Source organism: Rhodocaloribacter sp. (assembly GCF_056451265.1).
The window spans coordinates 1-22,257 of record NZ_JBWOPL010000112.1; the positions used below are offsets into that span (position 1 = coordinate 1).

The following is a 22,257-nucleotide window of genomic DNA, read 5'->3' on the forward strand; positions in this document are numbered from 1 at the left end:
GCGACAACACGAGTTTCAAGGTGAAGTTGATCGTTCCGGTGGCGATGGAGCAGGGTCTTCGCTTCGCGATCCGCGAGGGCGGTCGGACCGTGGGCGCGGGCGTCGTCTCCAAAATCCTCGACTGAACGAAATGAGGCCGCCGGCTCTTCGGCGTCATGTGCGCATGACGAGCACCGGCAGCCCCACACGGGCGTAGCTCAATTGGCAGAGCAGCGGTCTCCAAAACCGCAGGCTGCAGGTTCGAGTCCTGCCGCCCGTGCCGCTACGAATGCCAGAATGGTGAGATCAGATGAATAAACTCATAGCGTATCTGGAAGAAGTCGCCAAAGAAATGCGGAAGGTGAACTGGCCGAGTCGGCAAGAGTTGATCAGCAACACCGTCATCACGCTGGTGGCGGCCATGGTGATCTCGCTGTTCATCTTCGGCGTCGACCGGGTGATCAGCCAGGTGCTAGAGATTATCTACCAATGAATGAACGAGCACCGGGCAACCGGTGAGCTCAGGCAATGGCAACGCAGAAAACAAACACCGACAATATCCGCAAGTGGTATGTGCTTCGCACCTTCTCAGGACATGAGAAGAAGGTGAAGGCCTATCTGGAGCGTGAAATCGCGCGGCTGGGTTTGGAGGACAAACTCACCGAGATCATGATTCCGACAGAGACGGTCTTCGAGATGCGCAGCGGAAAGAAGCGGACGCGGGAGAAGACCTTCTTCCCCGGGTACATTCTGCTCCATTGCGTGCTCGACAATGAGCTTCAACACGTGATCTCCAACGTGCCGTCGGTCGTGGGTTTCCTCACCACCGGCGACAAGCCCACGCCGCTGCGTCCCGACGAGGTCAACCGCATCCTCGGCAAGATGGACGAGGCGCGCGAGATGGGCGAGCAGCCGGAGATTCCCTTCAAGGTCGGCGATGCGGTGAAGGTGGTGGACGGGCCGTTCAACAACTTCACGGGTTTCGTCGAGGAAGTCTATCCGGACAAGATGAAGGTGAAGGTGATGGTGTCCATCTTCGGGCGCAAAACTCCTCTGGAGCTGGATTACCTCCAGGTCGAGCATGAGGAGTAATCGGCCTGAAGGCCGTGCCGCACCCGTGAAGGTTCGATATGCCGGGAACCTTCCGTGAAACGTGGACATAGCACCCGGCCTTTTGCGTATTCTATCTCATATCAATAAATGCGGGAGCCCGCCTGGTCGGGCGTTTGCACCGCGCGAGAAGCTATGGCAAAGAAAATAGAAGGCTACATCAAGCTGCAGGTCAAGGCGGGGCAGGCCAATCCGGCGCCGCCTATCGGCCCGGCGCTGGGACAGCACGGCGTCAACATCATGGAGTTCTGCAAGCAGTTCAATGCGATGACGCAGGACCGGATGGGCCTGATTCTGCCCGTGGTGATCACGGTCTACACCGACAAGTCTTTCACGTTCATCGTCAAGAGTCCTCCGGCGCCGGTGCTGCTCAAGCAGGCCGCCGGCATCGAGAAGGGGGCTGCCGACCCGCTGCGGGAGCGGGTGGGAACGGTCACCTGGGAGCAGTGCCGGGAGATTGCTCAGCAAAAGATGAACGACCTCAATGCGTATGACCTCGATAAGGCCGCCTCGATGATTGCGGGGACGGCCCGTTCGATGGGAATCAAGGTCGAGGGGCAGCCCGAAGGCGTCTGAGGCCGGTCCTCGTCGACGCAAGCCGGGGCATCGGTAGACCACCGCCCCGAGAAACGTTATCCGCGTCGAAAGGATCGGGATGCAAATTGTTCAACCTGCGGGAGCCGGTTCCCCGTATGCGGGCCGGCGCATGAACCGCAAAGATCGTATCGATCATGGCAAAAAAAGGGAAGCGTTATCGCAAACTCCAGGAGATGCTCGCCGCCGTGGAAGGGCCGGTAGATCTGGATACGGGCATTGACCTGGTGAAACGGTCCGCGACGGCCAAGTTCGACGAGTCCGTCGACATCGACGTGCGTCTCGGCGTCGATCCGCGCCATGCGGACCAGATGGTGCGCGGCACCGCGGCGCTGCCGCACGGGACGGGCAAGGAGGTTCGCGTGCTCGTGCTCACGAGCGAGGGCAAGCAGGCCGAGGCCAAAGAAGCCGGCGCCGACTACGTGGGGCTCGACGACTACATCGAGAAGATCCAGAAGCAAGGCTGGGTCGATTTTGACGTCGTGATCGCCTCACCGGACGTGATGCCGAAAGTGGGACGTCTCGGCCGGGTGCTCGGCCCGCGCGGCCTGATGCCGAACCCGAAGAGCGGCACCGTCACGATGGACATCGCGAATGCGGTGAAGGACGTCAAGGCGGGTAAGATCGACTTCCGGGTGGACAAGACGGGCATCCTGCACACGGCCATCGGGAAGGCGTCCTTTTCGCCGGAGCAGCTGCGGGAGAACGTCGAGGCCTTTTTGCGGGAGGTTTTGCGTCTGCGTCCGTCCTCGGCCAAGGGGACGTACGTGCGGTCCATTACCCTGTCGACCACGATGGGGCCGGGCATCGCGCTGGACCGTTCCGAGACGCTGGCCGCGTTACGATAGTCATCAGTCATCACGCATCGTCGCCGGTCGTCACCGGAACAGGGTACATTCCGTGATGGGCGCCCGTGCATGACGCCGAGCGAAGAAAGGGTAAAGCCATGTCAATGACGAGAGAACAAAAGAGGGCCGTCGTCGCGGCGCTTGAAGAGAAGCTTCAGGAGACGCCCACCCTCTATCTGACGAATTTTTCGGGCCTGACGGTAGAGCAGGCCACCGACCTGCGCAACAAGTTTCGGGAAGCCGGAGTCGAGTTCAAGGTGATCAAGAACACGCTCCTGCGCCTGGCGATGGAACGGCTGGGCGGTTACGAGGAGTTGTTCGACCACCTCAACGGTCCGACGGCGGTCGCTTTCAGTGAAGAACCGGCGGCGCCGGCGCGGGTCATCAAAAACTACCTGGCCGACACCAAGCTGGAACGGCCGGAATTGAAAGGCGCCTACGTCGACGGCGCCATCTTCCACGAGGATGCGCTGGAGTTGCTGGCGGCGCTCAAGTCGAAGGAAGAGCTGATCGGTGACATTCTGGGACTGCTCATGGCTCCGATGGCCAACATCATCGGCGGCCTGCAGGCACAGGGCGGCAACCTCGTCGGCGCGCTCAAGACGATCGCCGAGCAAAAAGGCGAAGCCTGACGCACACGCGGAGAACGGCTTTCGGAACGCAGCGGGCGGTATATGGCCCGGGCGCGTTTCGGGAGAAGGGATCCGGTATCCATAAACCCTTAATCGGCAACGCAGCCCTTTCGCGGGGCGGAGACCGTTGCAGGAAACGGAGAAGATCATGGCAGACATCAAGGAACTCGCAGAACAACTGGTCAACCTGACCATCAAGGAAGCCAACGAGCTGGCGCAGCTTCTGGAAGAGGAGTACGGCATCAAGCCTGCTGCGGCGGCAGTGGCGGTGGCCGGTCCGGCCGGCGGCGACGGCGCGGCGGCTGTGGCCGAGGAGCAGACGGAGTTCGACGTCATCCTCAAGGCCATCGGCCCGAAGAAGATCAACGTCATCAAGGAAGTGCGCGCCCTGACCGGTCTGGGTCTGAAAGAGGCCAAGGCGGTCGTGGACGAAGCGCCGAACACGATCAAGGAGGGGGTGTCGAAAGAGGAGGCCGAGCAGATTAAGGCCAAGCTCGAAGAGGTCGGCGCCGAGGTCGAGATCAAGTAAGCGGCGCGCCGCACACCTTCTCACGACTTCGAAACGCGAAGGCCGGCCCCGTCGGAAGGGGTCGGCTTTTGCGGCTTATACCCGCCATCGGCGGCTCCGGCTGCCGCCGTGTGTGAACAGGTTTAGACGAAACAAGAGGATAGGGCCCGCGTTAACGTCCTGATACACCTCTTCGACATTCCGACATCATACCGCAGCCCCTTCGCGAGCCTTTCTCGCGTGCCCACCTATCGCGTTACCAACCACGGTATCCACTCAGCTTATGCACAACGTCAATGGTCAAGCGGAGCGTTTCAGTTTCGCTCGAATTCGTTCTGTTCAAGACTACCCGGATTTTCTCGAGGTTCAACTTAAATCTTTTCGCGATTTCGTACAAGACCATCGAGCGCCCGAAGAACGCGAAGACATTGGTTTGCAGGCCGTTTTTCAGGAGCACTTCCCCATTCAGGATAGCCGCGAGCGTTATACGCTCGAGTTCATCCACTACACGCTCGACGCCCCCAAGCACTCCGTGGAGGAATGCATTGCGCAGGGATTGAGCTTCTCGGTGCCGTTGAAGGCCAAACTGCGTCTTTCGAGCAAGGAAGACGAGGATGAGGACGAAGCCGAGGAAGCCATCGAGCAGGAAGTGTACCTGGGCAATCTGCCCTTCATGACCGAGCGCGGCACGTTCGTCATCAACGGCGCCGAGCGCGTGGTGGTCTCGCAGTTGCATCGGAGTCCGGGGGTTTTCTTCGGTCAGAGCGTACACCCCAACGGGACGCAGCTCTTCTCGGCGCGCGTCATTCCCTTCCGCGGCTCGTGGATCGAGTTCTCGACGGACGTGAGCAACGTGATGTGGGCGTACATCGACCGGAAGAAGAAGTTGCCGGTCACCACGCTCTTGCGCGCGCTCGGCTTCTCGACCGACGCGGAGATCATCCAGCTTTTCGACCTCGCCGACGAGGCGAAGGTGAAGGACAAGCGGAGCTTCAAAAAGGCGATCGGCCGCCGTCTGGCCGTCTCGCTCGTGGCTGAGCGTCAGGTGGAGGTGATCGACGAAGACACCGGCGAGGTGATCGAGGAACGCACCGAGCGCGAAGTGATTCTGCCGGTAGGCACCGAACTGCAGGAGGAACACTACGAGATCTTCAAGGAGCTGGGCATCAAGACCGTCTTTGTGGTGCGCGACAGCCAGGAGGAAGACGCGCTCGATCAGACGACGCTGCTCAACACCATCAAGAAGGACCCGACGCACTCGACCGAAGAGGCGCTGGCCTACCTCTATTATCAGCTGCGCGGCACTGAAGCGCCGGACATCGAGACCGCGCGCGGCGTGCTCGACCGCCTCTTCTTCAGTGAAAAGCGCTATGACCTCGGCGAGGTCGGGCGGTACCGCATCAACAAGCGGCTGCGCATCGACGAGTCGCCGGACACGCTGACGCTGACGCGCAACGACATCGTGGCGATCATTCGCGAGCTGATCATGCTCAAGAATGGCAAGAGCACGGTGGACGACATCGACCACCTCGGCAACCGCCGGGTGCGCACCGTCGGCGAGCAGCTCGGGGCGCAGTTCTCGCTCGGGCTCGCGCGCATGGCGCGCACCATCAAGGAACGCATGAACCTGCGCGACGCCGAAAACTTCGCGCCGCAGGACCTGGTCAACGCGCGCACCGTCTCGAGCGTCATCAACACGTTCTTCGGGACGAACCAGCTCAGTCAGTTCATGGACCAGACCAACCCGCTGGCCGAACTGACGCACAAGCGCCGGATGTCGGCGCTCGGGCCGGGCGGGCTCACGCGCGAGCGCGCCGGCTTCGAGGTGCGCGACGTGCACTACACGCACTACGGACGCCTCTGCCCGATCGAGACGCCGGAAGGTCCGAACATCGGTCTGATCTCTTCGCTGTGCGTGCACGCCCGCATCAACGGCTTCGGCTTCATCGAGACGCCCTACCGTGTGGTGAAGAAGGGGAAGGTGTCGAACAAGATCGAGTACCTCACGGCGGAGGAGGAAGACAGTGCCATCATCGCGCAGGCCAATGCCCCGATCGATGAGAAAGGCAACTTCGTCAACAAGTACGTCAAGTGCCGTTTCAAGGGCGACTTCCCGATCGTCACGCCGGAGGAGGTCCAGTACATGGACATCAGCCCGAACCAGATCGTTTCGCCGGCGGCCAGCCTGATCCCGTTCCTCGAACACGATGACGCCAACCGCGCCCTCATGGGCTCGAACATGCAGCGTCAGGCGGTGCCGCTCTTGCGTTCGGACTCGCCGATCGTGGGAACGGGGCTCGAAGGCCGTGTGGCCCGGGACTCGCGGGCGGTGCTCGTGGCTGAAGGGCCGGGCGTGGTGCAGTACGTCGATGCCCGCCGCATCGAGGTCCGATACGATCAGAATAAGGAAGATGCCGAGCTCTCATTCCGGGAACCGGTCAAGACCTATTACCTGACCAAGTTCCGCCGGACGAACCAGGACACGAGCGTCAATCAGAAGCCCATCGTCCAGGTGGGCCAGCGCGTGGAGAAGAACACGCCGTTGACCGACGGCTTCTCGACGGACAAGGGCGAGCTTGCGCTCGGCAAGAACGTGCTCGTGGCCTTCATGCCCTGGCGCGGCTATAACTTCGAGGACGCCATCGTCGTCTCGGAGCGGCTCGTGGCCGAGGACGTGTACACCTCCATCCACATCGACGAGTTCGACCTGCAGGTGCGGGACACGAAGCGCGGCGAGGAAGAGCTCACGCGGGAGATCCCGAACGTCTCCGAAGAGGCCACAAAAGACCTCGACGAGCGCGGCATCATCCGCGTCGGCGCGGAAGTGAAGGCCGGCGACATCATCGTGGGCAAGATCACGCCGAAGGGCGAGACCGACCCCACGCCGGAGGAAAAGCTGCTCCGCGCCATCTTCGGCGACAAGGCCGGCGACGTGAAGGATGCCTCGCTCAAAGCGCCTCCGGGCATGAAGGGCGTCGTCATCGACACGAAGCTCTTCAGCCGCCGCCGTCTCGATCCGGCCTCGAAAAAGCTCGAACAGCAGCGCATCGCGGAAGTCGACGCCACGCTGGAAAGAGAGATTGCAGAGCTCAACCGGCAGTTCTGGGAGAAGTTTTTCAAGCTCGTCGAAGGACGGACGGCCGCAGCGGTCGAGGACCGGGAAGGCAAGGTGTTGCTCTCGGAGGGTGCGAAGATCACGCGGGAGGCGTTCGAAGGCCTTACGCCGGACCGGCTCAGCGGGCGCGTCGACTACACGACCGACGAGAAAGTCAATCGCAAGGTGCGGAAGCTCTTCCGCAATTATGAGCAGGTTTATCGTCAGATCGAAGGCGCCTCGAAGCGGGAGAAACACCAGCTTCAGATGGGCGACGAGTTGCCTCCGGGCATCGTGCAGCTGGCCAAGGTCTACATCGCCAAGAAGCGCAAGATTCAGGTCGGCGACAAGATGGCGGGCCGGCACGGCAACAAGGGTGTGGTGGCCAACATCGTTCCCGTCGAAGACATGCCTTTCCTCGAAGACGGCACGCCGGTCGACATCGTGCTGAACCCCCTCGGGGTGCCCAGCCGCATGAACCTCGGCCAGATTTACGAGACGTTGCTCGGCTGGGCGGGCGCAAAGCTCGGCGTCAAGTTTGCCACGCCGATCTTCGACGGCGCCACGCTCGAAGACGTCTCCGAGTGGATGCGCAAGGCGGGGCTTCCGGAGGATGGCCGCACGCAGCTCTACGACGGGCGCACGGGCGATCCGTTCGATCAGAAAACGACGGTCGGATACATCTACATGCTCAAGCTGAGCCATCTCGTCGAGGACAAGATCCACGCCCGTTCCATCGGGCCCTACAGCCTGATCACGCAGCAGCCTCTGGGCGGCAAGGCGCAGTTCGGCGGTCAGCGGCTCGGAGAGATGGAGGTGTGGGCGCTCTACGCCTACGGCGCCGCCAGCACCCTTCAGGAAATGCTCACCTATAAGTCGGACGACGTGCAGGGGCGTTCGAAAGCTTACGAATGCATCGTCAAGGGCGAGAACATGCCCGAGGCCGGCATTCCGGAGAGCTTCAACGTGCTCGTGCGTGAGCTTCAGGGCCTGGGCCTTGAAGTGAAACTCGACTAATTGCGGGTTGCGAAGCGCGGGTTGCGGCCGGGCCGTCTTCGGGCGCCGGGCCGCGATCCAGAGTCACAATCCGAATTTCGCAATCTGAAATCCGCAATCGAATATGCCATACGGAAAGACCCACAAGATCAAGAAAAACTTCAACAGTATCACCGTCAGCCTGGCCTCTCCGGAAAGCATTCTGGAGCGCTCGTATGGCGAAGTACTGAAGCCGGAGACGATCAACTACCGGTCGTTCAAGCCGGAGAAGGATGGTCTCTTTTGCGAGAAGATCTTCGGCCCGGTCAAGGACTGGGAGTGCCATTGCGGCAAGTACAAGCGCATTCGGTATAAGGGCATCATCTGTGACCGGTGCGGCGTGGAAGTCACGCAGAAATCCGTGCGGCGCGAGCGCATGGGGCACATCACGCTCAGTGTGCCCGTCGTCCACATCTGGTATTTCAAGACGCTTCCGAACAAGATCGGACATCTGCTCGGGCTTCGCTCGAAGGAACTCGAGCGGATCATCTATTACGAGAACTACGTCGTCATCCAGCCCGGAGAAGCCGAGAAGCTGGGCGTGGAAGAGCGGCAGCTGCTGAGCGAGGACGATTACTTCAACATCCTCTATCAGATCCGCGAGGACAACAACCGCCTCGATGACGACGACCCGGAGAAGTTCATTGCCAAGATCGGGGGCGAAGCCGTCGAGGCGATGCTCAAGCGGCTGGATCTGGCGCGGCTCTCGCAGGTGCTTCGCTTTCAGGTCAAGACCGAGACGAGCCAGCAGCGCAAGGCCGAAGCCCTCAAGCGGCTCTCGGTCGTCGAGGCGTTCCGGGAGGCCAACCGGAAGATGGAGAACCGCCCCGAATGGATGGTCATGCGGGTGATCCCGGTCATCCCGCCGGAGTTGCGCCCGCTCGTCCCGCTCGAAGGGGGACGCTTTGCCACGAGCGACCTCAACGACCTCTACCGTCGCGTCATCATCCGGAACAACCGGCTCAAACGCCTCATCGACATCAAGGCGCCCGAGGTGATCCTGCGCAACGAAAAGCGCATGCTTCAGGAAGCCGTCGACTCGCTGTTCGACAACAGCCGGAAAGCCAACGCCGTCCGCTCGGACTCGAACCGCGCCCTCAAGTCGCTCTCGGACATGCTCAAGGGCAAGCAGGGACGCTTCCGCCAGAACCTGCTCGGCAAGCGCGTCGACTATTCGGGCCGGTCGGTGATCGTCGTCGGGCCGGAGCTGGAACTGCATCAGTGTGGGTTGCCGAAGGAGATGGCCGTCGAGCTCTTCAAGCCCTTCATCATCCGCAAGCTCATCGAGCGCGGCATCGTCAAGACGGTCAAGAGCGCGAAGAAGGTTGTGGACCGGCGCACGTCTGACGTGTGGGACATTCTCGAGAAGGTGATCGAGGGGCGGCCCGTGATGCTCAACCGCGCTCCGACCCTGCACCGCCTCGGCATCCAGGCGTTCCAGCCGGTGCTCATCGAGGGCAAGGCCATCCGGCTGCACCCGCTCGTCTGTACGGCGTTCAACGCCGACTTCGACGGGGACCAGATGGCGGTGCATGTGCCGCTGAGCAACGACGCCTGTCTGGAGGCGATGCTGCTCATGCTCAGCAGCCACAACATCCTCAGCCCGGCGCACGGCGGCCCCATTGCCGTGCCGACGCAGGACATGGTGCTCGGCCTCTACTACATCACGAAGGCGCGCCGGGACGTCCGCGGAGACGGTATGCGTTTCAACAGCATGGTCGAGGTGCGGCAGGCCTTCGATCAGCACATCGTCGATCTGCACGCGCGCGTGCTCGTGCGCCTCGACGACGGCGAAGAGATCGAGACGACGGTCGGGCGTGTGCTTTTCAACGAAATCGTGCCCGAAGGCGTCGGCTTCATCAACGAAGTGCTCACCAAGAAAAATCTCCGGAGCATCATCGGGCGCGTGCTCAAGGCGGCCGGCTTCCCGGCCACCGCGCGTTTCCTCGACGACATCAAGATGCTCGGCTTCGAACACGCCACCACGGCGGGGCTGACGTTCTCGCTCTCGGACATCGTGGTGCCGGACGAGAAGGAAAAGCTGATCTCCGAGGCCATCGAGAAGGTAGAGAAGGCCCGTCAGAACTACGAGATGGGCTTTATCACGGAGAACGAGCGCTACAACCAGGTCATCGACATCTGGACGCACACGAACAACCGCGTCTCGGAGGTGCTCTTCGATGCGCTCAAGAACGACCGTGACGGCTTCAACGCCATCTATATGATGGCCGACTCCGGCGCGCGTGGTTCGAAAGAGCAGATCCGTCAGCTCGGCGGCATGCGCGGCCTCATGGCCAAGCCGCAGAAGAGCCTCGTCGGTTCGGCGGGCGAGATCATCGAAAACCCGATTATCTCGAACTTCAAGGAAGGGCTCTCCGTGCTCGAATACTTCATTTCGACGCACGGCGCCCGCAAGGGTCTGGCCGACACGGCCCTCAAAACCGCCGACGCCGGATACCTGACGCGACGCCTCGTCGACGTGGCGCAGGACGTGACCATCATGCAGCACGACTGCGGCACGTTGCGCGGCATCCGGATCTCGGCGCTCAAGGACAACGAGGATATCGTCGAGCCGCTGGCGGACCGCATCCTGGGCCGCGTGTCGGTGCACGACGTGATGGACCCGCTCACGGACGAACTGATCGTGGCGGCGAACGAGCTGATCGACGAGGCGAAGGCGCGGCGCATCGCCGAGACCTCTATCGAGGAGGTGGAGATCCGGTCCGTGCTCACGTGCGAGAGCCGTCGCGGCGCCTGTGCGCTGTGCTATGGGCGGAACCTCGGCTCGGGACGTCTCGTGGAGGCCGGAGAAGCCGTGGGCGTGATCGCGGCGCAGAGCATCGGCGAGCCGGGCACGCAGCTTACGCTTCGCACCTTCCACATCGGTGGAACGGCCAGCCGCATCTCTGCCGAGAGTACGATCCAGTCGAAGTTCGCGGGCAAGGTGGTGTATGAGAACCTGCGCACGGTCGTTTATGACGACGGAGAGATGCCGCATGAGGTGGTGCTCTCCCGGCAGGGCGAGATCAAGATCGTCGATCCGGAGGATGGACGGCAGCTGATCGCCTACATCATCCCGTACGGCGCGGAAGTGCTCGTCGAAGACGGCGCGATGATCGAGAAGGGGACGGTGCTCGCCAGCTGGGACCCCTACAACAGCGTCATCCTTTCGGAGATCTCCGGCACGGTCGCCTTCCAGGACATCATCGAAGGCACCACGTATCGCGAGGAAGCGGACGAACAGACGGGCTATCGCGAGAAAGTCATCATCGACAGCCGCGAGCGCAACCTGACCCCGGCGATCCTGGTGCGCCCCGAGGGCGGCGAGACGCAAGCCGGCACGCCGCGCGAGTATCCGTTGCCGGTGCGCGCGCGCATCCAGGTCGATGCCGGCGACAAGGTGCAGGCCGGACAGATCCTCGTCAAGATCCCGCGCCAGACGGCCAAGACCCGCGACATCACCGGCGGCCTGCCGCGTGTGACGGAACTCTTCGAGGCCCGCGTGCCCAACGATCCCGCCGTCGTGAGCGAGATCGACGGCGTGGTCAGCTTCGGCGGGCGCAAACGCGGGGCGCAGGAGGTCATCGTCACCAGCCGCGACGGCTCGGAGAAGAAGACCTACCTCGTGTCGATGACCAAGCACCTCCTCGTGCATGAGAACGACTTCGTGCGCGCCGGAGATGCGCTCTCGGACGGGCAGATCTCGCCGCAGGATATCCTCAAAATCCTCGGCCCACGCGCCGTGCAGGAGTACCTCGTCAACGAGATCCAGGAGGTCTACCGGCTCCAGGGAGTGACGATCAACGATAAGCATATCGAAGTGATCGTCCGCCAGATGATGCAGAAAGTGCGCGTCACCGACCCGGGCGACACCAACTTGCTCGAAGACAGCCTCGTGGACCGTTTCGTGCTCGAAGAACTCAATGACAACCTCTACGACAAGTTCGTTGTGACCGATCCGGGAGACTCCGAGCTTCAGATGGGCGACATCGTGGACCGGCGTCGTTTGCGTGAGGTCAACTCGGAGATGAAGCGGCGCGACCTTCGGCCCGTGCAGGTGCGCGAGACGCAGCCCGCCGTAGCCGAGCCGATCCTCCTGGGCATCACGCAGGCCTCCCTCTCGACCGACTCGTTCATCTCGGCGGCCTCCTTCCAGGAGACGACGAAGGTGCTCACGAGCGCGGCCATCCAGGCCAAGACGGACCCGCTCTTCGGACTCAAGGAAAACGTCATCGTCGGGCATCTGATTCCTGCAGGCACCGGCCAGCGCCGCTTCCGAGATATCGTCGTGGGCTCGAAGAAAGAACTCGCAGAGCTTCAGGCGGCTCTCGGCACCGGAGAAAGCGACGGCGAAGGCGTCGCTCCGGAATCGGTCAAAACCTCGTCCTGAGGGAGCCACACCAACCCTGAGCGGCCATGCGCCGCCTGCCCCGGCCGTCGTGAGACGGTCGGGGTTTTTTTGTCGAAATATTTCTACCGCTTCGTGACGGATTCGAGGCGGCTTCGCGTCATCTCCGCTTCGAAGGCACGCGTAAAGAGGGGCAAACGCACCGAAAGAACCGAGGATCTCTCCCCCGAAGATCCGTTAACCAGAGTGGAGAATCGTCATGAAAAAGCGTGTATGGATTCCGGTATTTCTGACGGCGGGCCTGATGTTGACAACGACGGGCTGCGCTTCGAATCGCCGCGTGGTCGTTCGTGAGCCTGCCTCGAAGGTCGTGGTGGTGAAGGACGCACCGGGCCCGGGGAAGGTCGTCGTAGTCAAGAAGCGGCCTCCGAGCGCACGGAGAGAGGCGCGCCCGCACCGGCCTTCTTCCCGGCACGTATGGATTCCCGGCCACTGGGAATGGCGCGGCAACAGGTACGTGTGGAAGAGCGGCCGCTGGGTGGTTCCGCCGCGCGCCGGAGCCGTGTGGGCGCCGGGCCACTGGAAGCAGAGCCACGGCGGCTGGATCTTCGTCGCCGGGCACTGGCGATAACTGCAACCGGGCGGAGGCTCGTCGCCGTCCGTTCACATAGAACCCTCCCGACGCCGAGGAACCCCGGTGCGCCCCCGTGGACGCCGGGGTTCTTCTTTGAAGGAGCGTCCCGGTGGAGTGTCCACTGCCGAGGACAACCGGAGGCGCCCGGAGGGGCGCGGGCGGCGCACACGCGGGCGATCTCCGGAGAAGCGTCTTCGGTCCGTCATTTGCAAACGGCTCCGGAAAGCCACGCGCACCGAAGACCGCCGGCTCTCGGCGGTTCGTCATCGATCCCCCCCTGAAAACAGAAAGAGGAGGCGACCCATGAAGACTTTGCTTACCACGGGATTTTCAATGCTGTTCTTGATCGCGGCAGCCGGATGTGAGGTGAACACCGTGGGGCCGGAAGGGCCGCCCGGGCCGCCCGGAAACGCCAACGTCTTTACCCTGAACTTCACCTTCACGATGGCCGACGCCACCATCAACGGCAACGTGGCCTCGGTGCAGTTCGAAGCGCCGGACCTCACGCGATCGGTCGTCGACGAGGGGGCCGTGCTCATGTTTTTCCGCGAGCAGGGGACCTGGACGGCCATGCCCTATACGTTCGCCGTCGAATCTCCCGACCTTCCCGCCGTGGATTATACCATCACGCTCGGCTTCGGCTACGACGTGCAGTTTTTCGAAGTCTTTTACGAGGCCTCCACGGACGCGGTCGCCCTCGAAGATCAGCCGGATCGGTTGATGAAAGCCGTTATTATTGATGGCTTTCCGGCAGGTAAGACGGCCCTCGATCTGACCGATTACGAAGCCGTCCGGCAGTACTTCGGCCTGAGCGATTGAGAGGTGTGGAAAAATCGTTTCGCGGGATGCTTTAATAATTATTGGCCTTGTCGATACTCCAAGGGCCAAGATAACACCCCATATGACGAAAGAGGGAGTCACCGAATGAATCGCCCAAAACCTGAGAGCACGAGCAACACCAAGCGCGCCAGTACTCCGCACATGCGGCACATCATCGCATCCTTCTGCCGAACGGCGCAGGATGATTATCGCCGGGCCGGATGCCCTTTCGGCGCTGATGTTGACGGGATGTTGATCTGGTTTGAATATGGTCAGAAGACCACGCTGAACTGAGTCTCATCACCCCTGTTCCGCGCAAAAAAAGCTTGGCTGTATCCCGGATCTTTAACCGGAAAGCCCCGGTGTCGCAAGGCGTCGGGGCTTTTGCTGTCTCGCGCGTCAACGGGTATGGATGAGAGGCATCGAGACGGAAGCGTGTTCGGTCTGGAGGCGAAGCAGGTACAGACCCGGCGGCAGCGCCGAAGCATCGAAGACGGCGCGGTGGCTTCCCGCCGGGCGATTCCCTTCGAACAGTGTGGCGACCGCGCGGCCCAACCCGTCATAGACGACGAGGCGGACCGGGCCGGGTCGGGCCAACTCATACGAGACGGTGGCGGTGGAAGAGAAGGGGTTGGGGTACGCGCCTGCCAGGCGCGCGGCGTCCGGCAACTCCGGCCCGGATGCGGTAGCCGTGGGCCGGGCGAAGCTGAACCTGGCGAGCACGGGCAGATGGTCCGAGGTGCTGGAGGTATAGCTGCTGATGGCGCTGATCAGCTCGTCGTACCGATCCGCCGAGTCCGTCACGAAATTCGGGAGCAGTTCGTCGGTGATGAGAATCTGATCGATGTTCGAGCCGCTGGTGCACGAACCGTTGCTGCAAAACGAGCTCTCTCCGGCCTGTTCGAGCGCCATCGAAGGGAAGAAGTAGTCGTCGGTATCCTGTACGAAATTGTCGTACGGGGACACTTTGCCGGGGGTGATGGAGTCGAGGAGTTCGTCGTTGAAGTCGCCGAGCACCATGACGGGCTCCGTGGCGAGCGTGGTAAAGTCGATGTGATTCTTGAGTCGTTGCGACGCGGCGAGCCGCCTGTTGTACGAGGTGACGTCGCTGAAGGCTTTCATGTGGATCGTGATGAACGTGAGCGTCACCGTCGTGTCGCCCACGGTTACGTCGGCTTCCATTTCGAGCGGGGGCCGCGAGGCGAAGTCGCTCGAAAAGCTTTCGAGGATGTGCCCGACACTCCGAACCTTCACCACGTCGGTCTTATAGATGAAGCCGACGCGTTGCCCGCTGTGCAGCGTCGCCAGTGCGCCGTCGTAGGCGCCGCCGAGGTCTTCGAGCAGCTGGTCGAAGTCGTTCACGTCCGCAATTTCCTGCACGGCCCACAGGTCGATGTCGGCCTGTTCGATGACTGCCTTCACGTTGGCGAACTGCCGGGCGTCGTCCGAAGGGCCGTTCGAGGCGCTTCCGAACCATTCAATGTTCCACGTGGCGACGTCGAAGGTGAGCGGATCACCCTTTGCCGGCACGTTCTGCGCCCGGCCCGTGTGGATGGATACAAAGGATAGAAGGGCGAAAAAATATAACGTTTGCCTCATGAGGGGGAACCACACGGTAAAATTCAGACAGCACCCGAATTACGGGGAAGAGCAGGGAATGTTCGCGGGGAGAGTCGTCGTCGCTTCCGATGACGGGATGCGTTTCGGGTCACTCGAAATCAGTGTTCAGCCGGAACCGCGAGATGCGGTTGTTGCCCGTGTCGGCCACGTAGACGATGCGCTCGAAATAGCCGACGCCCTGCGGGTTGCGGAACTGCCGCGCGCCCTCGCCCGTGCCCCCGAAAGAGACCACGACGGGCTTCGTGGAGCGCGAGCCCGGCGGCGGCGCGACGCCCTCGACGCCCTGTGAGGTGAAGACGAACAGGCTGTCTTTGCCCGCGTCGGTCACGAAAAGGTAGTTCGTCCCGTCGGCGGCGAACATGAGGTCGGTCGGGTTCAGGAACTTGAACTCGTCATAGAGGAAGCCGTCGCCCCGATCCGGGTTGTCGGTCACCTGGAGTTTCTCCGTGTCGGGGCGGTATTCGATGCCGTCGGGCGTCTCGATAGCGCGGATCGAGAGGACGGCGAAGCGGAGGGGCGTCCCTTCGCCCGGGCTCTGCGGCATCGCGCCGTCGGCAAATGGCGACTGGGCAATGACGAAGTGCTTCTCGTCGGGGAAGGCGTCCCGTTGCGGCGGCTGCACGAACGTGATCACGTCCGCCGGGTTGATGGCGCTCCGGAGGCTCTCGCGCGTCGGGTTGAGCGCGACGATGGCCTGCGTGTTGATGCCTTCCGTGGTGAACTCGAGGATCGTATTGTGCGGCAGGATCACCGACGTCCGGTCGTTGACCGGCCCCCGCCGGGCGACGTAAATGTTGTTGTTCGGCAACACGCCCACGCCGGTGAAGGCGACCTGTTCGTCCGTGTCGATGGGGTCGGGCCGGTTGAACTTGCGGGAGTCGTCGTCGAAAGGATGCCACAGGATGTCGACGAGCGACGGGTTGCCGGTGGGGACGCCGGCGTAGTGGAGCACCACGGGCAGGTTCCACAGGCGACCGTTGAGCATGGTGTCCCGCCGGGCCGTGACGTAGAGATGGAGCCGGCGGTCCTGCGTGACGGAGGTGGCGCCGCCGGGGATGGGGAAGAAAGCAGCGGCCCGCCCGGAGCGGTCGAGCACGTGCAGTCCCCGCGCATCGGTCACGTAGATCAGTTCATCGTAACCGGCATAGACGTCGGTCGGGGCTTCGAGCGTGCCTCCGTCGCCGGCCTGCGTGAAGAAGGGGAACAGCGGCACGTATTCGACCTCGGCGATCAGCCCCGGTTCGGAGCGCCCGGCTTCGAAGATCTCCTCTGTCGTGGCGTCGGACTTCGACCCGAACAGGTCGTCGCAACCGGTGACGACGACGGTGAGGCCGAGAAGCACGGCGACGAGGAAAAAAAATGAGTTTCTGGTCATTATGATGGAAGTATCGTCAGGAAGCCCGTCCGTGGCGGCGTGCTTCATAAGCCCAGGTTCAGCCCGACCCGGTGTACGGGACCGAGGCGCTCGAGGCGGTTGAAGCCATAGTCAAAGCGAAGATCCGGGCCGACGTAGGGGATCTGGAGCCCGAGTCCCACGCTCGGCGTGGTGAACTCCTCGATGCCGAAGCGGTAGCCCATCCGTAGCGTCAGCGTCCGGTTCCAGACGTACTCGACGCCGAGGTTCCAGTTTTCCGCGTTGTCGTTCGGATTGTTCAATTGCGCCGAGACGAGGAGGTCGTTTCGTGAGTCGTTGTGGAAGACGTTGTACGTGAAGCCGAGGAGGAACGTCGTCGGGGGCGTGATGGACTCGAAGCGGTTCTCCGTCACTTCCGGCCGGCTTCCGATGACGGTGCGTTTGAGTTCGCCGGAGGGCCGCCCGTCGAAGCCGAAGTTTCGCACCGAGACGGCCATCTGTGCGCCGGTGTTGCCCACGCGGTAGAAGATGCCGAGGTCGAAGACGACGGTAGCGGTGCTGACGCCGGCGACGCTCTCGCGCACGTACTTCGTCGTCACGCCATAGCTGAAGAGGTCGGTCAGGCGTTGGGAGAGTGTCAGCCCGGCGGCGAGATCGAGGAGGCGGAACGACTCGCCGGTGCCGAAGGGCTGGAACTCCGTCGTCACGTTCATCTCGCCGGAATCGAGCGTCTGGATGCTTGCCCCGAGCGTGATGCCGGGGCCGGGCAGATGATACGTCATCGCCGCGTACTCGAGGTTGACGTCGGTGAAGTAGACCGTGTGGCTGAACCCGATGGTCATGCCCGTCAGGTGCGAGGCGAGCGCCGGGTTCCAGAAGAGGGCGCTCGCATCGAAGGCGTTGGCCACGACGGTCTCGCCGAGAGCCGCCCCGCGCGCATCGACGGGGATCTTGAGAAACTGGAAGCCGGACGTACCCGCGCGGTCGCCCCCGAGCGCCGGGAGCACCTGGCTCCGCGCCGGGAGCGTCGTTCCGGCGCACGTCAGGAGCAGCGCGACGAGCCCGACGGCCCATCGCCCGCGCGCCCGCGCGCCCGGGCTCCCATAGATTGTCATCGAAGGACGCATCGCATTCTTGCTTCGAACAGGGTTAGAAACGGTAGGAAAGCCCCACCATGATGTGCCGCTGAGGCAGGAAACGAGCCGGGTTGAACGGCGGCAGTCCGCTCGTCTCCGGGTCCTCATACCGGGGGTCGCGCGTGCCGGTGGTCACGTCGAAGTCGTGGTTGCCCCGGAGCTTCGTGAAGTCGGTCGTCGCCGGATCCACGTTCGGGTACGCCTTGCCCGTCACCGGGTTGACGATGACGCTGTTCGACTGGTTGAAGAGGTTCGTGATTTCGAGGGTGAGCTGGAGATCCGCGCCGGCCACTTGGATGAACCGCTGGAAACTCAGATCGAACCACCACCACGGCTCGCCGATTTTCGTAAAACGGTCCTCGGGTCTGGAAGAGACCTCGTAGACCGGCCGCCAGTCCTGCTCGCCCGTGAAGGGATTGACCTCGTTGCCCTTGAACTCGGCGGGCGTGTATCGCTGCCCGCTCCGGTACGTCGAGGCGAGGTAGACCTTGAAATGGTTCAGGCCCGGAATGCCGAAGAGCGGGCGTTCCTTCTCGTGCGTGAACGTCACGCCGGCCTTGAAGTCGAGCGGGCGGTCCCACGCGAGCGGAGTCTCGAAGGTGTTGTCGATGTCGCCGTTGGCGAGAAACTGTGAGAGTGCGTCGTTGTTCGTCGAACTGAGGCCGGTGGCGCGGGAGAAAGAGCCGGAGATCTGTCCCTGAAACCACGTCCCGACGCGTTTGAGGTAGCTCACCTCCACCCCTCGAACCCGCGCGAAGTCGCCGTTGATGCGGAAGGCGCGCGTCACCTCGCGTCCGGTCGGGTCTTTGATGATGACGTTCTCGATGGTGATGAAGTCGAACTTGTCGCGCCAGAAGGCCGTCACGTTGAGCACGTCGTTGGACGAAAACTGATTGCGCAGCCCGAGTTCGTACGAGATGTCCACCTCCGGATCGAGGTCGGGGTTGCCGAGGTCGGCGAAGAAGGACCGGTCCTGGAAGAACGGGTCGAGGCCGGTATAGACGAACGTCGGGTGCGGGATTTTGGTCGAATGGCCGTAGTTGAAGAAGAGGACGCGGTTTTCCTGAATGGGGAAGGAGACGCGCAGTTTCGGGAGGAGGCGGAGTTTGTATCGGAGGCCGAAAAGCTTGACCGTGCCGTCTTTGTAGCTCTGCCGCACGCCGTCGAGGATGGGCGCGAGCGGGTCGTCGACGAGGTCGTCCACGTATTTGCCGGGAGCCCAGTATTCGAGGCGCGCGCCGAGGTTGGCGATGAGGCCGCGATAGCGAATCTGATACGTGCCGAAAGCGGCGCCGCGCCGGGGCTTGACGCGCCAGATGTCGGAGCTTTCGCCGAGGCGTCCCGTACTCGTGCCGGCTTCGTTGCCGATGGGCGCGCCCACCCACGGGCGGATCACGTCGATCCACTGATAATCGTTGAACTTCGACTCGAAGCCGACCGAGAGACGGTTGTTTTTGCTCACGGAGAAGCGGGTGTAGGTGGCGCGGATGGTCACCTCTTCGGCGAAGTGGTCGTGGAAGCGCGTGGCGATGCCGCCGTTGTTGATCAGCCCCGGGCCGGGCAACACGAAGAGCGCGTTCGGATTGATCGGCTCGCCGTTCTCATCGACGAACACATTGGCGGGATACGTGACGATGCTCGCCGGGTCGAGCTCCGTGTCCACGTTCAGGGGCCGCCACCGCCGCCCGTTGGCGTCGGCGCGGAGCTTCGTAAAGAGGCGGCTCACCTGCACGTCGTAGAACGAACGCTCATTGAGCACGTGCGACCATTTGACGTAGGAGATGATGTTGTCGTGCGCGTACGTGTTCGCGTTGTCGGGCTGGAGGATGAAAGCATACTGGAAACCCGGCTGGATGACGGCGTCATTGCCCGTCACCTGAAGCATGCGGGTGTTCTGGTTGATCGTCAGCGAGCGCTGATACGAGCCCTGCAGGCGCATGCCGGGCTTGAACTCGTAGGTCAGCTTGAGCAGCCCGTTCCACCGGTTGCCCGTGCGCGGGGAGAAGAAGTCGGCGCCGATGAGGGAGGAGCGCACCTGGCGGGGCGTGGCCGTTTGCCGGGTGAAGCCGTCGGAGAGTTGCACCTGACCGGAGGCGAAAAAGCGGAGCTTGCCCCGGACGATCGGGCCGCCGAGGTTGAATTCGTAGACCTCTTCCTTGAAGTTGTCATAGGCATCTTCGTTGACGCCGAAGTTGTCCCGTTTGTGGGAAAAAGAACCCGAGAAGGTGTCGGATCCGGACTGGGTTTGCACCGAAACGACGCCGCTCGTGACGTCGCCGAACTCGGCGCCGACGCCGCCGGTGGTGACCTCGATCTCGCTGAAGGCGTTCGAGCCGATGTCGAGGCCGAAGCCGGTGCCGGCGAGCGGGTCCTTGGCCGAGACGCCGTCGACGATGAAGCCGGTCTCGTCGGCGCGCCCGCCCCGGATGTAGAGGCCCGTCGGATCCTGCAGGACACCCGCCTGCGTGGCGACGGCGTCCTGCACATTGCGCAGCGGCGCGGTGTCGAGTTGATCGCGCGAGATGGAGGACGAACTCGACGACTGCTCCACGTCGAGCAGGGGTTTCTCCCCGACGACGACGATCTCTTCCTCGGTCGAGAGGACGGCTTCCTCAAGTTGGACGTCGAGCGTGGTCGTCTCGCCGTCACGCACCTGGATGCCGGTGAAGAGCTTCGTCTCGAAACCGATGTACGAGAACTTGACGGCGTACTCGCCCGCCCGCAGGTTGTCGATCACGTATCGTCCGTCGAGGTCGGTGGCGGCGCCGTTCGAGGTGCCCACGACGATCACATTGACGCCGATGAGCGGCTCGTCGGTCACCGCATCGCGCACCGTTCCGGCGATGCGCCCCTGTCCGAAGGCGGAGACGGCAACGAGGAAAAGCAGGAGCGGGAGGGCGATCAGTTGTTTCGTCATTTCGGAAAACCGAGGCTTTCGAGCATCAGGTGGATGGCGCGACGGGCGGCCTCGGGATCGCCGTCGGCGCCGAGGAGCAACGGGGCGTTCGTCTGGTCGTTGATCATCGGCAGCGCGAAAAGCCCCACCCGGCGGTCGGCGCTGATGGATGCGACGACCTTTGAACCGAACCACGGTCCGGAGCGCCCGCCCTGCCGCGTCAGGTACGTGTAGTCCGCCTCCAGAAGCGGGATCGTGTTGCTCCCGCTGGTGAGATACGGCAGCGTGTTGATCACGAAGGCGGACGTCTGGAGCTCCGGCATCGCTTCGCCGAGGCCCGGCAAGGACTCCGCCGGCCGGATGCCCGCACCGGTGGGCAGGCGAAGCGAGGGGCGCAACGTGTCCGGAAAGGTGATCAGATCCGTCAGCGGGAGCAAGAGGATGGCCGGGTTGCCGAGGTTGTCTTCCGGGTTGATCGGAAGGGAGATCGGCGTGTGCACCATCAGCTTGCCGCCGTTCTCGAAGAACAGATCCATGACGCCCGCCGCAAAGGGAAGGTTGTTGCCCTGGATGCTGTTGGTCGCGTTCGTTGAGACCCAGTAAATGTATTTAAATAATCCGAGGGTATGCCGGAGTGTCGGGTCGGCATTGGGGGGGAGGGCATCCGAGCGTGGGGCGTTGCCCGTATTCCCCGTCACAAACGGTTTGCTCAGGTCCCACGTGTCCACGGTCAGGCCCGGGGGGAGGTAGTCGCGGAGGAGCGCGAGATGGAAGGCCTGCACGGTGGGGTTTGACGCCTTCCGGTAGTCGTTCACATACAGCACTTCGCTCCTGGGGCGTTTGACGTACCACGTGAAGCGCTCGACGACGCTCGTCGTGTCGGTGGCGTCGACCGAGCGCACGTAAAACGTGTTTTCGGCGTCGAGGCGCAGGCCCGGCACGCGGAACGTGGTGCGCTGGAAGCCGCGCCCGGTGAAGACCTCCACGTCGGTCTCGCTCTGCCCCGTGTCGCTCACATCGGCGACGAACGTGACGAACGCCACGTCCGGCGGCAGCCCGACGAACGAGGTGCTGTCGTTCAGGCTTACGTCGATGCGGTCGAGGTTGCTCTCGCCCTCGGGATCGTCGGCCGTCCAGGCAAAGGTGAAGACGGTGAACGTGGTGTCCGGCGGAAGGTCGAACGTGCTCAGGCGAATCGTGGGCGGCGCGTTTTGAATGGGAAAGACCGTCTTCGCAGGAGTCGGGTCCTTGAGCGCCTCGTTGTCGATGGCGCGCACCTCGAAGGTCACGTCGGCGATGCGCTCGCCGCGCGGGATCGGCAGGAGAATGAGCGAATCGGTGCTCGTGGTCAGGGTCCAGCCTTCTTCCGGTCCGGGGCGTTCGTCGGTATTGAAGTAGCGCAGCTCGAAGGCCGTCACGAAGCCGTCCGGGTCGCTGCCGGTCCACGAGACGAAGACGGTGCTCTTGAGCCGGTCGGCCCCGGCCAGGTTGTCCACGAGCGACGAGTCGCGCACGCTCAGTTCGGTGTCCGGAGGCTCGTTCTCGAACGGCGTTCCGCTAAAGCCGGTGTCGCACCCGGCCAGGAGTGCCGCGACGAGGGCGAGGGTGAACGGTATGTTGAGACGGGCGAGCACGCTGGGTTTGGATGGG

At 62.9% G+C, this 22,257-nt stretch carries 17 protein-coding genes and 1 tRNA gene; 13 read left to right on the plus strand and 5 right to left on the minus strand.

Annotated elements, in window-relative coordinates; translation table 11 throughout:
* The 13 genes from AC1HIY_RS16580 to AC1HIY_RS16640 all read left to right on the plus strand — a co-directional run.
* Positions 1–125, plus strand: a 125-nt coding sequence (locus tag AC1HIY_RS16580) for an EF-Tu C-terminal domain-related protein (protein WP_479577286.1), incomplete at its 5' end; no start/stop codon positions are given.
* 61 nt (positions 126–186) lie between these two features.
* Positions 187–259 (plus strand) — tRNA-Trp (locus AC1HIY_RS16585).
* A 30-nt stretch (positions 260–289) separates the two neighbouring features.
* Positions 290–472, plus strand: coding sequence for a preprotein translocase subunit SecE (secE, locus tag AC1HIY_RS16590; RefSeq protein WP_479577908.1), 183 nt, complete (start codon positions 290–292; stop codon positions 470–472).
* 35 nt (positions 473–507) lie between these two features.
* Positions 508–1,071: a transcription termination/antitermination protein NusG gene (nusG, locus tag AC1HIY_RS16595; RefSeq protein WP_479577909.1), complete on the plus strand. Its 564-nt coding sequence runs from the start codon at positions 508–510 to the stop codon at positions 1,069–1,071.
* Positions 1,072–1,224: 153 nt separating this feature from the next.
* Positions 1,225–1,665 (plus strand): 50S ribosomal protein L11, encoded by a 441-nt coding sequence (gene rplK / locus AC1HIY_RS16600; protein ID WP_479577910.1) that lies wholly within the window; start codon positions 1,225–1,227, stop codon positions 1,663–1,665.
* 155 nt (positions 1,666–1,820) lie between these two features.
* Complete coding sequence (gene rplA, locus AC1HIY_RS16605; RefSeq protein WP_479577911.1) at positions 1,821–2,531, plus strand: 50S ribosomal protein L1; 711 nt, start codon at positions 1,821–1,823, stop codon at positions 2,529–2,531.
* Between the two features lie 98 nt (positions 2,532–2,629).
* Complete coding sequence (gene rplJ / locus AC1HIY_RS16610) at positions 2,630–3,163, plus strand: 50S ribosomal protein L10 (RefSeq protein ID WP_479577912.1); 534 nt, start codon at positions 2,630–2,632, stop codon at positions 3,161–3,163.
* Positions 3,164–3,311: 148 nt separating this feature from the next.
* Positions 3,312–3,692, plus strand: a complete 381-nt coding sequence (gene rplL / locus AC1HIY_RS16615) for a 50S ribosomal protein L7/L12 (RefSeq protein WP_479577913.1) — start codon at positions 3,312–3,314, stop codon at positions 3,690–3,692.
* Positions 3,693–3,954: 262 nt separating this feature from the next.
* Positions 3,955–7,782, plus strand: a complete 3,828-nt coding sequence (gene rpoB / locus AC1HIY_RS16620; protein WP_479577914.1) for a DNA-directed RNA polymerase subunit beta — start codon at positions 3,955–3,957, stop codon at positions 7,780–7,782.
* A 103-nt stretch (positions 7,783–7,885) separates the two neighbouring features.
* On the plus strand, positions 7,886–12,190 hold the full coding sequence (gene rpoC / locus AC1HIY_RS16625) for a DNA-directed RNA polymerase subunit beta' (protein ID WP_479577915.1): 4,305 nt from the start codon (positions 7,886–7,888) through the stop codon (positions 12,188–12,190).
* Between the two features lie 217 nt (positions 12,191–12,407).
* On the plus strand, positions 12,408–12,779 hold the full coding sequence (locus AC1HIY_RS16630; protein WP_479577916.1) for a YXWGXW repeat-containing protein: 372 nt from the start codon (positions 12,408–12,410) through the stop codon (positions 12,777–12,779).
* Positions 12,780–13,085: 306 nt separating this feature from the next.
* Positions 13,086–13,601: a hypothetical protein gene (locus AC1HIY_RS16635; RefSeq protein WP_479577917.1), complete on the plus strand. Its 516-nt coding sequence runs from the start codon at positions 13,086–13,088 to the stop codon at positions 13,599–13,601.
* A gap of 162 nt (positions 13,602–13,763) precedes the next feature.
* Entirely contained in the window at positions 13,764–13,895 is a 132-nt protein-coding gene (locus AC1HIY_RS16640; RefSeq protein ID WP_457654350.1) for a hypothetical protein, read from the plus strand.
* Positions 13,896–14,000: 105 nt separating this feature from the next.
* On the opposite strand, the gene AC1HIY_RS16645 is transcribed toward AC1HIY_RS16640, so the two are convergent.
* The 5 genes from AC1HIY_RS16645 to AC1HIY_RS16665 form a co-directional block, all read right to left on the minus strand.
* A complete protein-coding gene (locus AC1HIY_RS16645) occupies positions 14,001–15,200 on the minus strand; it encodes an endonuclease/exonuclease/phosphatase family protein (protein WP_479577918.1) in 1,200 nt (399 codons plus the stop codon).
* A gap of 109 nt (positions 15,201–15,309) precedes the next feature.
* Positions 15,310–16,596 (minus strand): NHL repeat-containing protein, encoded by a 1,287-nt coding sequence (locus tag AC1HIY_RS16650; protein WP_479577919.1) that lies wholly within the window; start codon positions 16,594–16,596, stop codon positions 15,310–15,312.
* 44 nt (positions 16,597–16,640) lie between these two features.
* Entirely contained in the window at positions 16,641–17,690 is a 1,050-nt protein-coding gene (locus tag AC1HIY_RS16655; RefSeq protein WP_479577920.1) for a PorV/PorQ family protein, read from the minus strand.
* Between the two features lie 34 nt (positions 17,691–17,724).
* Positions 17,725–20,628 (minus strand): TonB-dependent receptor, encoded by a 2,904-nt coding sequence (locus AC1HIY_RS16660; RefSeq protein WP_479577921.1) that lies wholly within the window; start codon positions 20,626–20,628, stop codon positions 17,725–17,727.
* Positions 20,625–22,257: hypothetical protein (locus tag AC1HIY_RS16665; protein ID WP_479577922.1), on the minus strand; the 1,633-nt coding region annotated here is incomplete at its 5' end. The genes AC1HIY_RS16665 and AC1HIY_RS16660, both read right to left, overlap by 4 nt.

Coding starts and splice junctions, on each gene's coding strand:
- secE (WP_479577908.1), top strand. CDS start 290: ATGAATAAACTCATAGCGTATCTGGAAGAAGTCGCCAAAGAAATGCGG.
- nusG (WP_479577909.1), top strand. CDS start 508: ATGGCAACGCAGAAAACAAACACCGACAATATCCGCAAGTGGTATGTG.
- rplK (WP_479577910.1), top strand. CDS start 1,225: ATGGCAAAGAAAATAGAAGGCTACATCAAGCTGCAGGTCAAGGCGGGG.
- rplA (WP_479577911.1), top strand. CDS start 1,821: ATGGCAAAAAAAGGGAAGCGTTATCGCAAACTCCAGGAGATGCTCGCC.
- rplJ (WP_479577912.1), top strand. CDS start 2,630: ATGTCAATGACGAGAGAACAAAAGAGGGCCGTCGTCGCGGCGCTTGAA.
- rplL (WP_479577913.1), top strand. CDS start 3,312: ATGGCAGACATCAAGGAACTCGCAGAACAACTGGTCAACCTGACCATC.
- rpoB (WP_479577914.1), top strand. CDS start 3,955: ATGCACAACGTCAATGGTCAAGCGGAGCGTTTCAGTTTCGCTCGAATT.
- rpoC (WP_479577915.1), top strand. CDS start 7,886: ATGCCATACGGAAAGACCCACAAGATCAAGAAAAACTTCAACAGTATC.
- AC1HIY_RS16630 (WP_479577916.1), top strand. CDS start 12,408: ATGAAAAAGCGTGTATGGATTCCGGTATTTCTGACGGCGGGCCTGATG.
- AC1HIY_RS16635 (WP_479577917.1), top strand. CDS start 13,086: ATGAAGACTTTGCTTACCACGGGATTTTCAATGCTGTTCTTGATCGCG.
- AC1HIY_RS16640 (WP_457654350.1), top strand. CDS start 13,764: ATGCGGCACATCATCGCATCCTTCTGCCGAACGGCGCAGGATGATTAT.
- AC1HIY_RS16645 (WP_479577918.1), bottom strand. CDS start 15,200: ATGAGGCAAACGTTATATTTTTTCGCCCTTCTATCCTTTGTATCCATC.
- AC1HIY_RS16650 (WP_479577919.1), bottom strand. CDS start 16,596: ATGACCAGAAACTCATTTTTTTTCCTCGTCGCCGTGCTTCTCGGCCTC.
- AC1HIY_RS16655 (WP_479577920.1), bottom strand. CDS start 17,690: ATGACAATCTATGGGAGCCCGGGCGCGCGGGCGCGCGGGCGATGGGCC.
- AC1HIY_RS16660 (WP_479577921.1), bottom strand. CDS start 20,628: ATGACGAAACAACTGATCGCCCTCCCGCTCCTGCTTTTCCTCGTTGCC.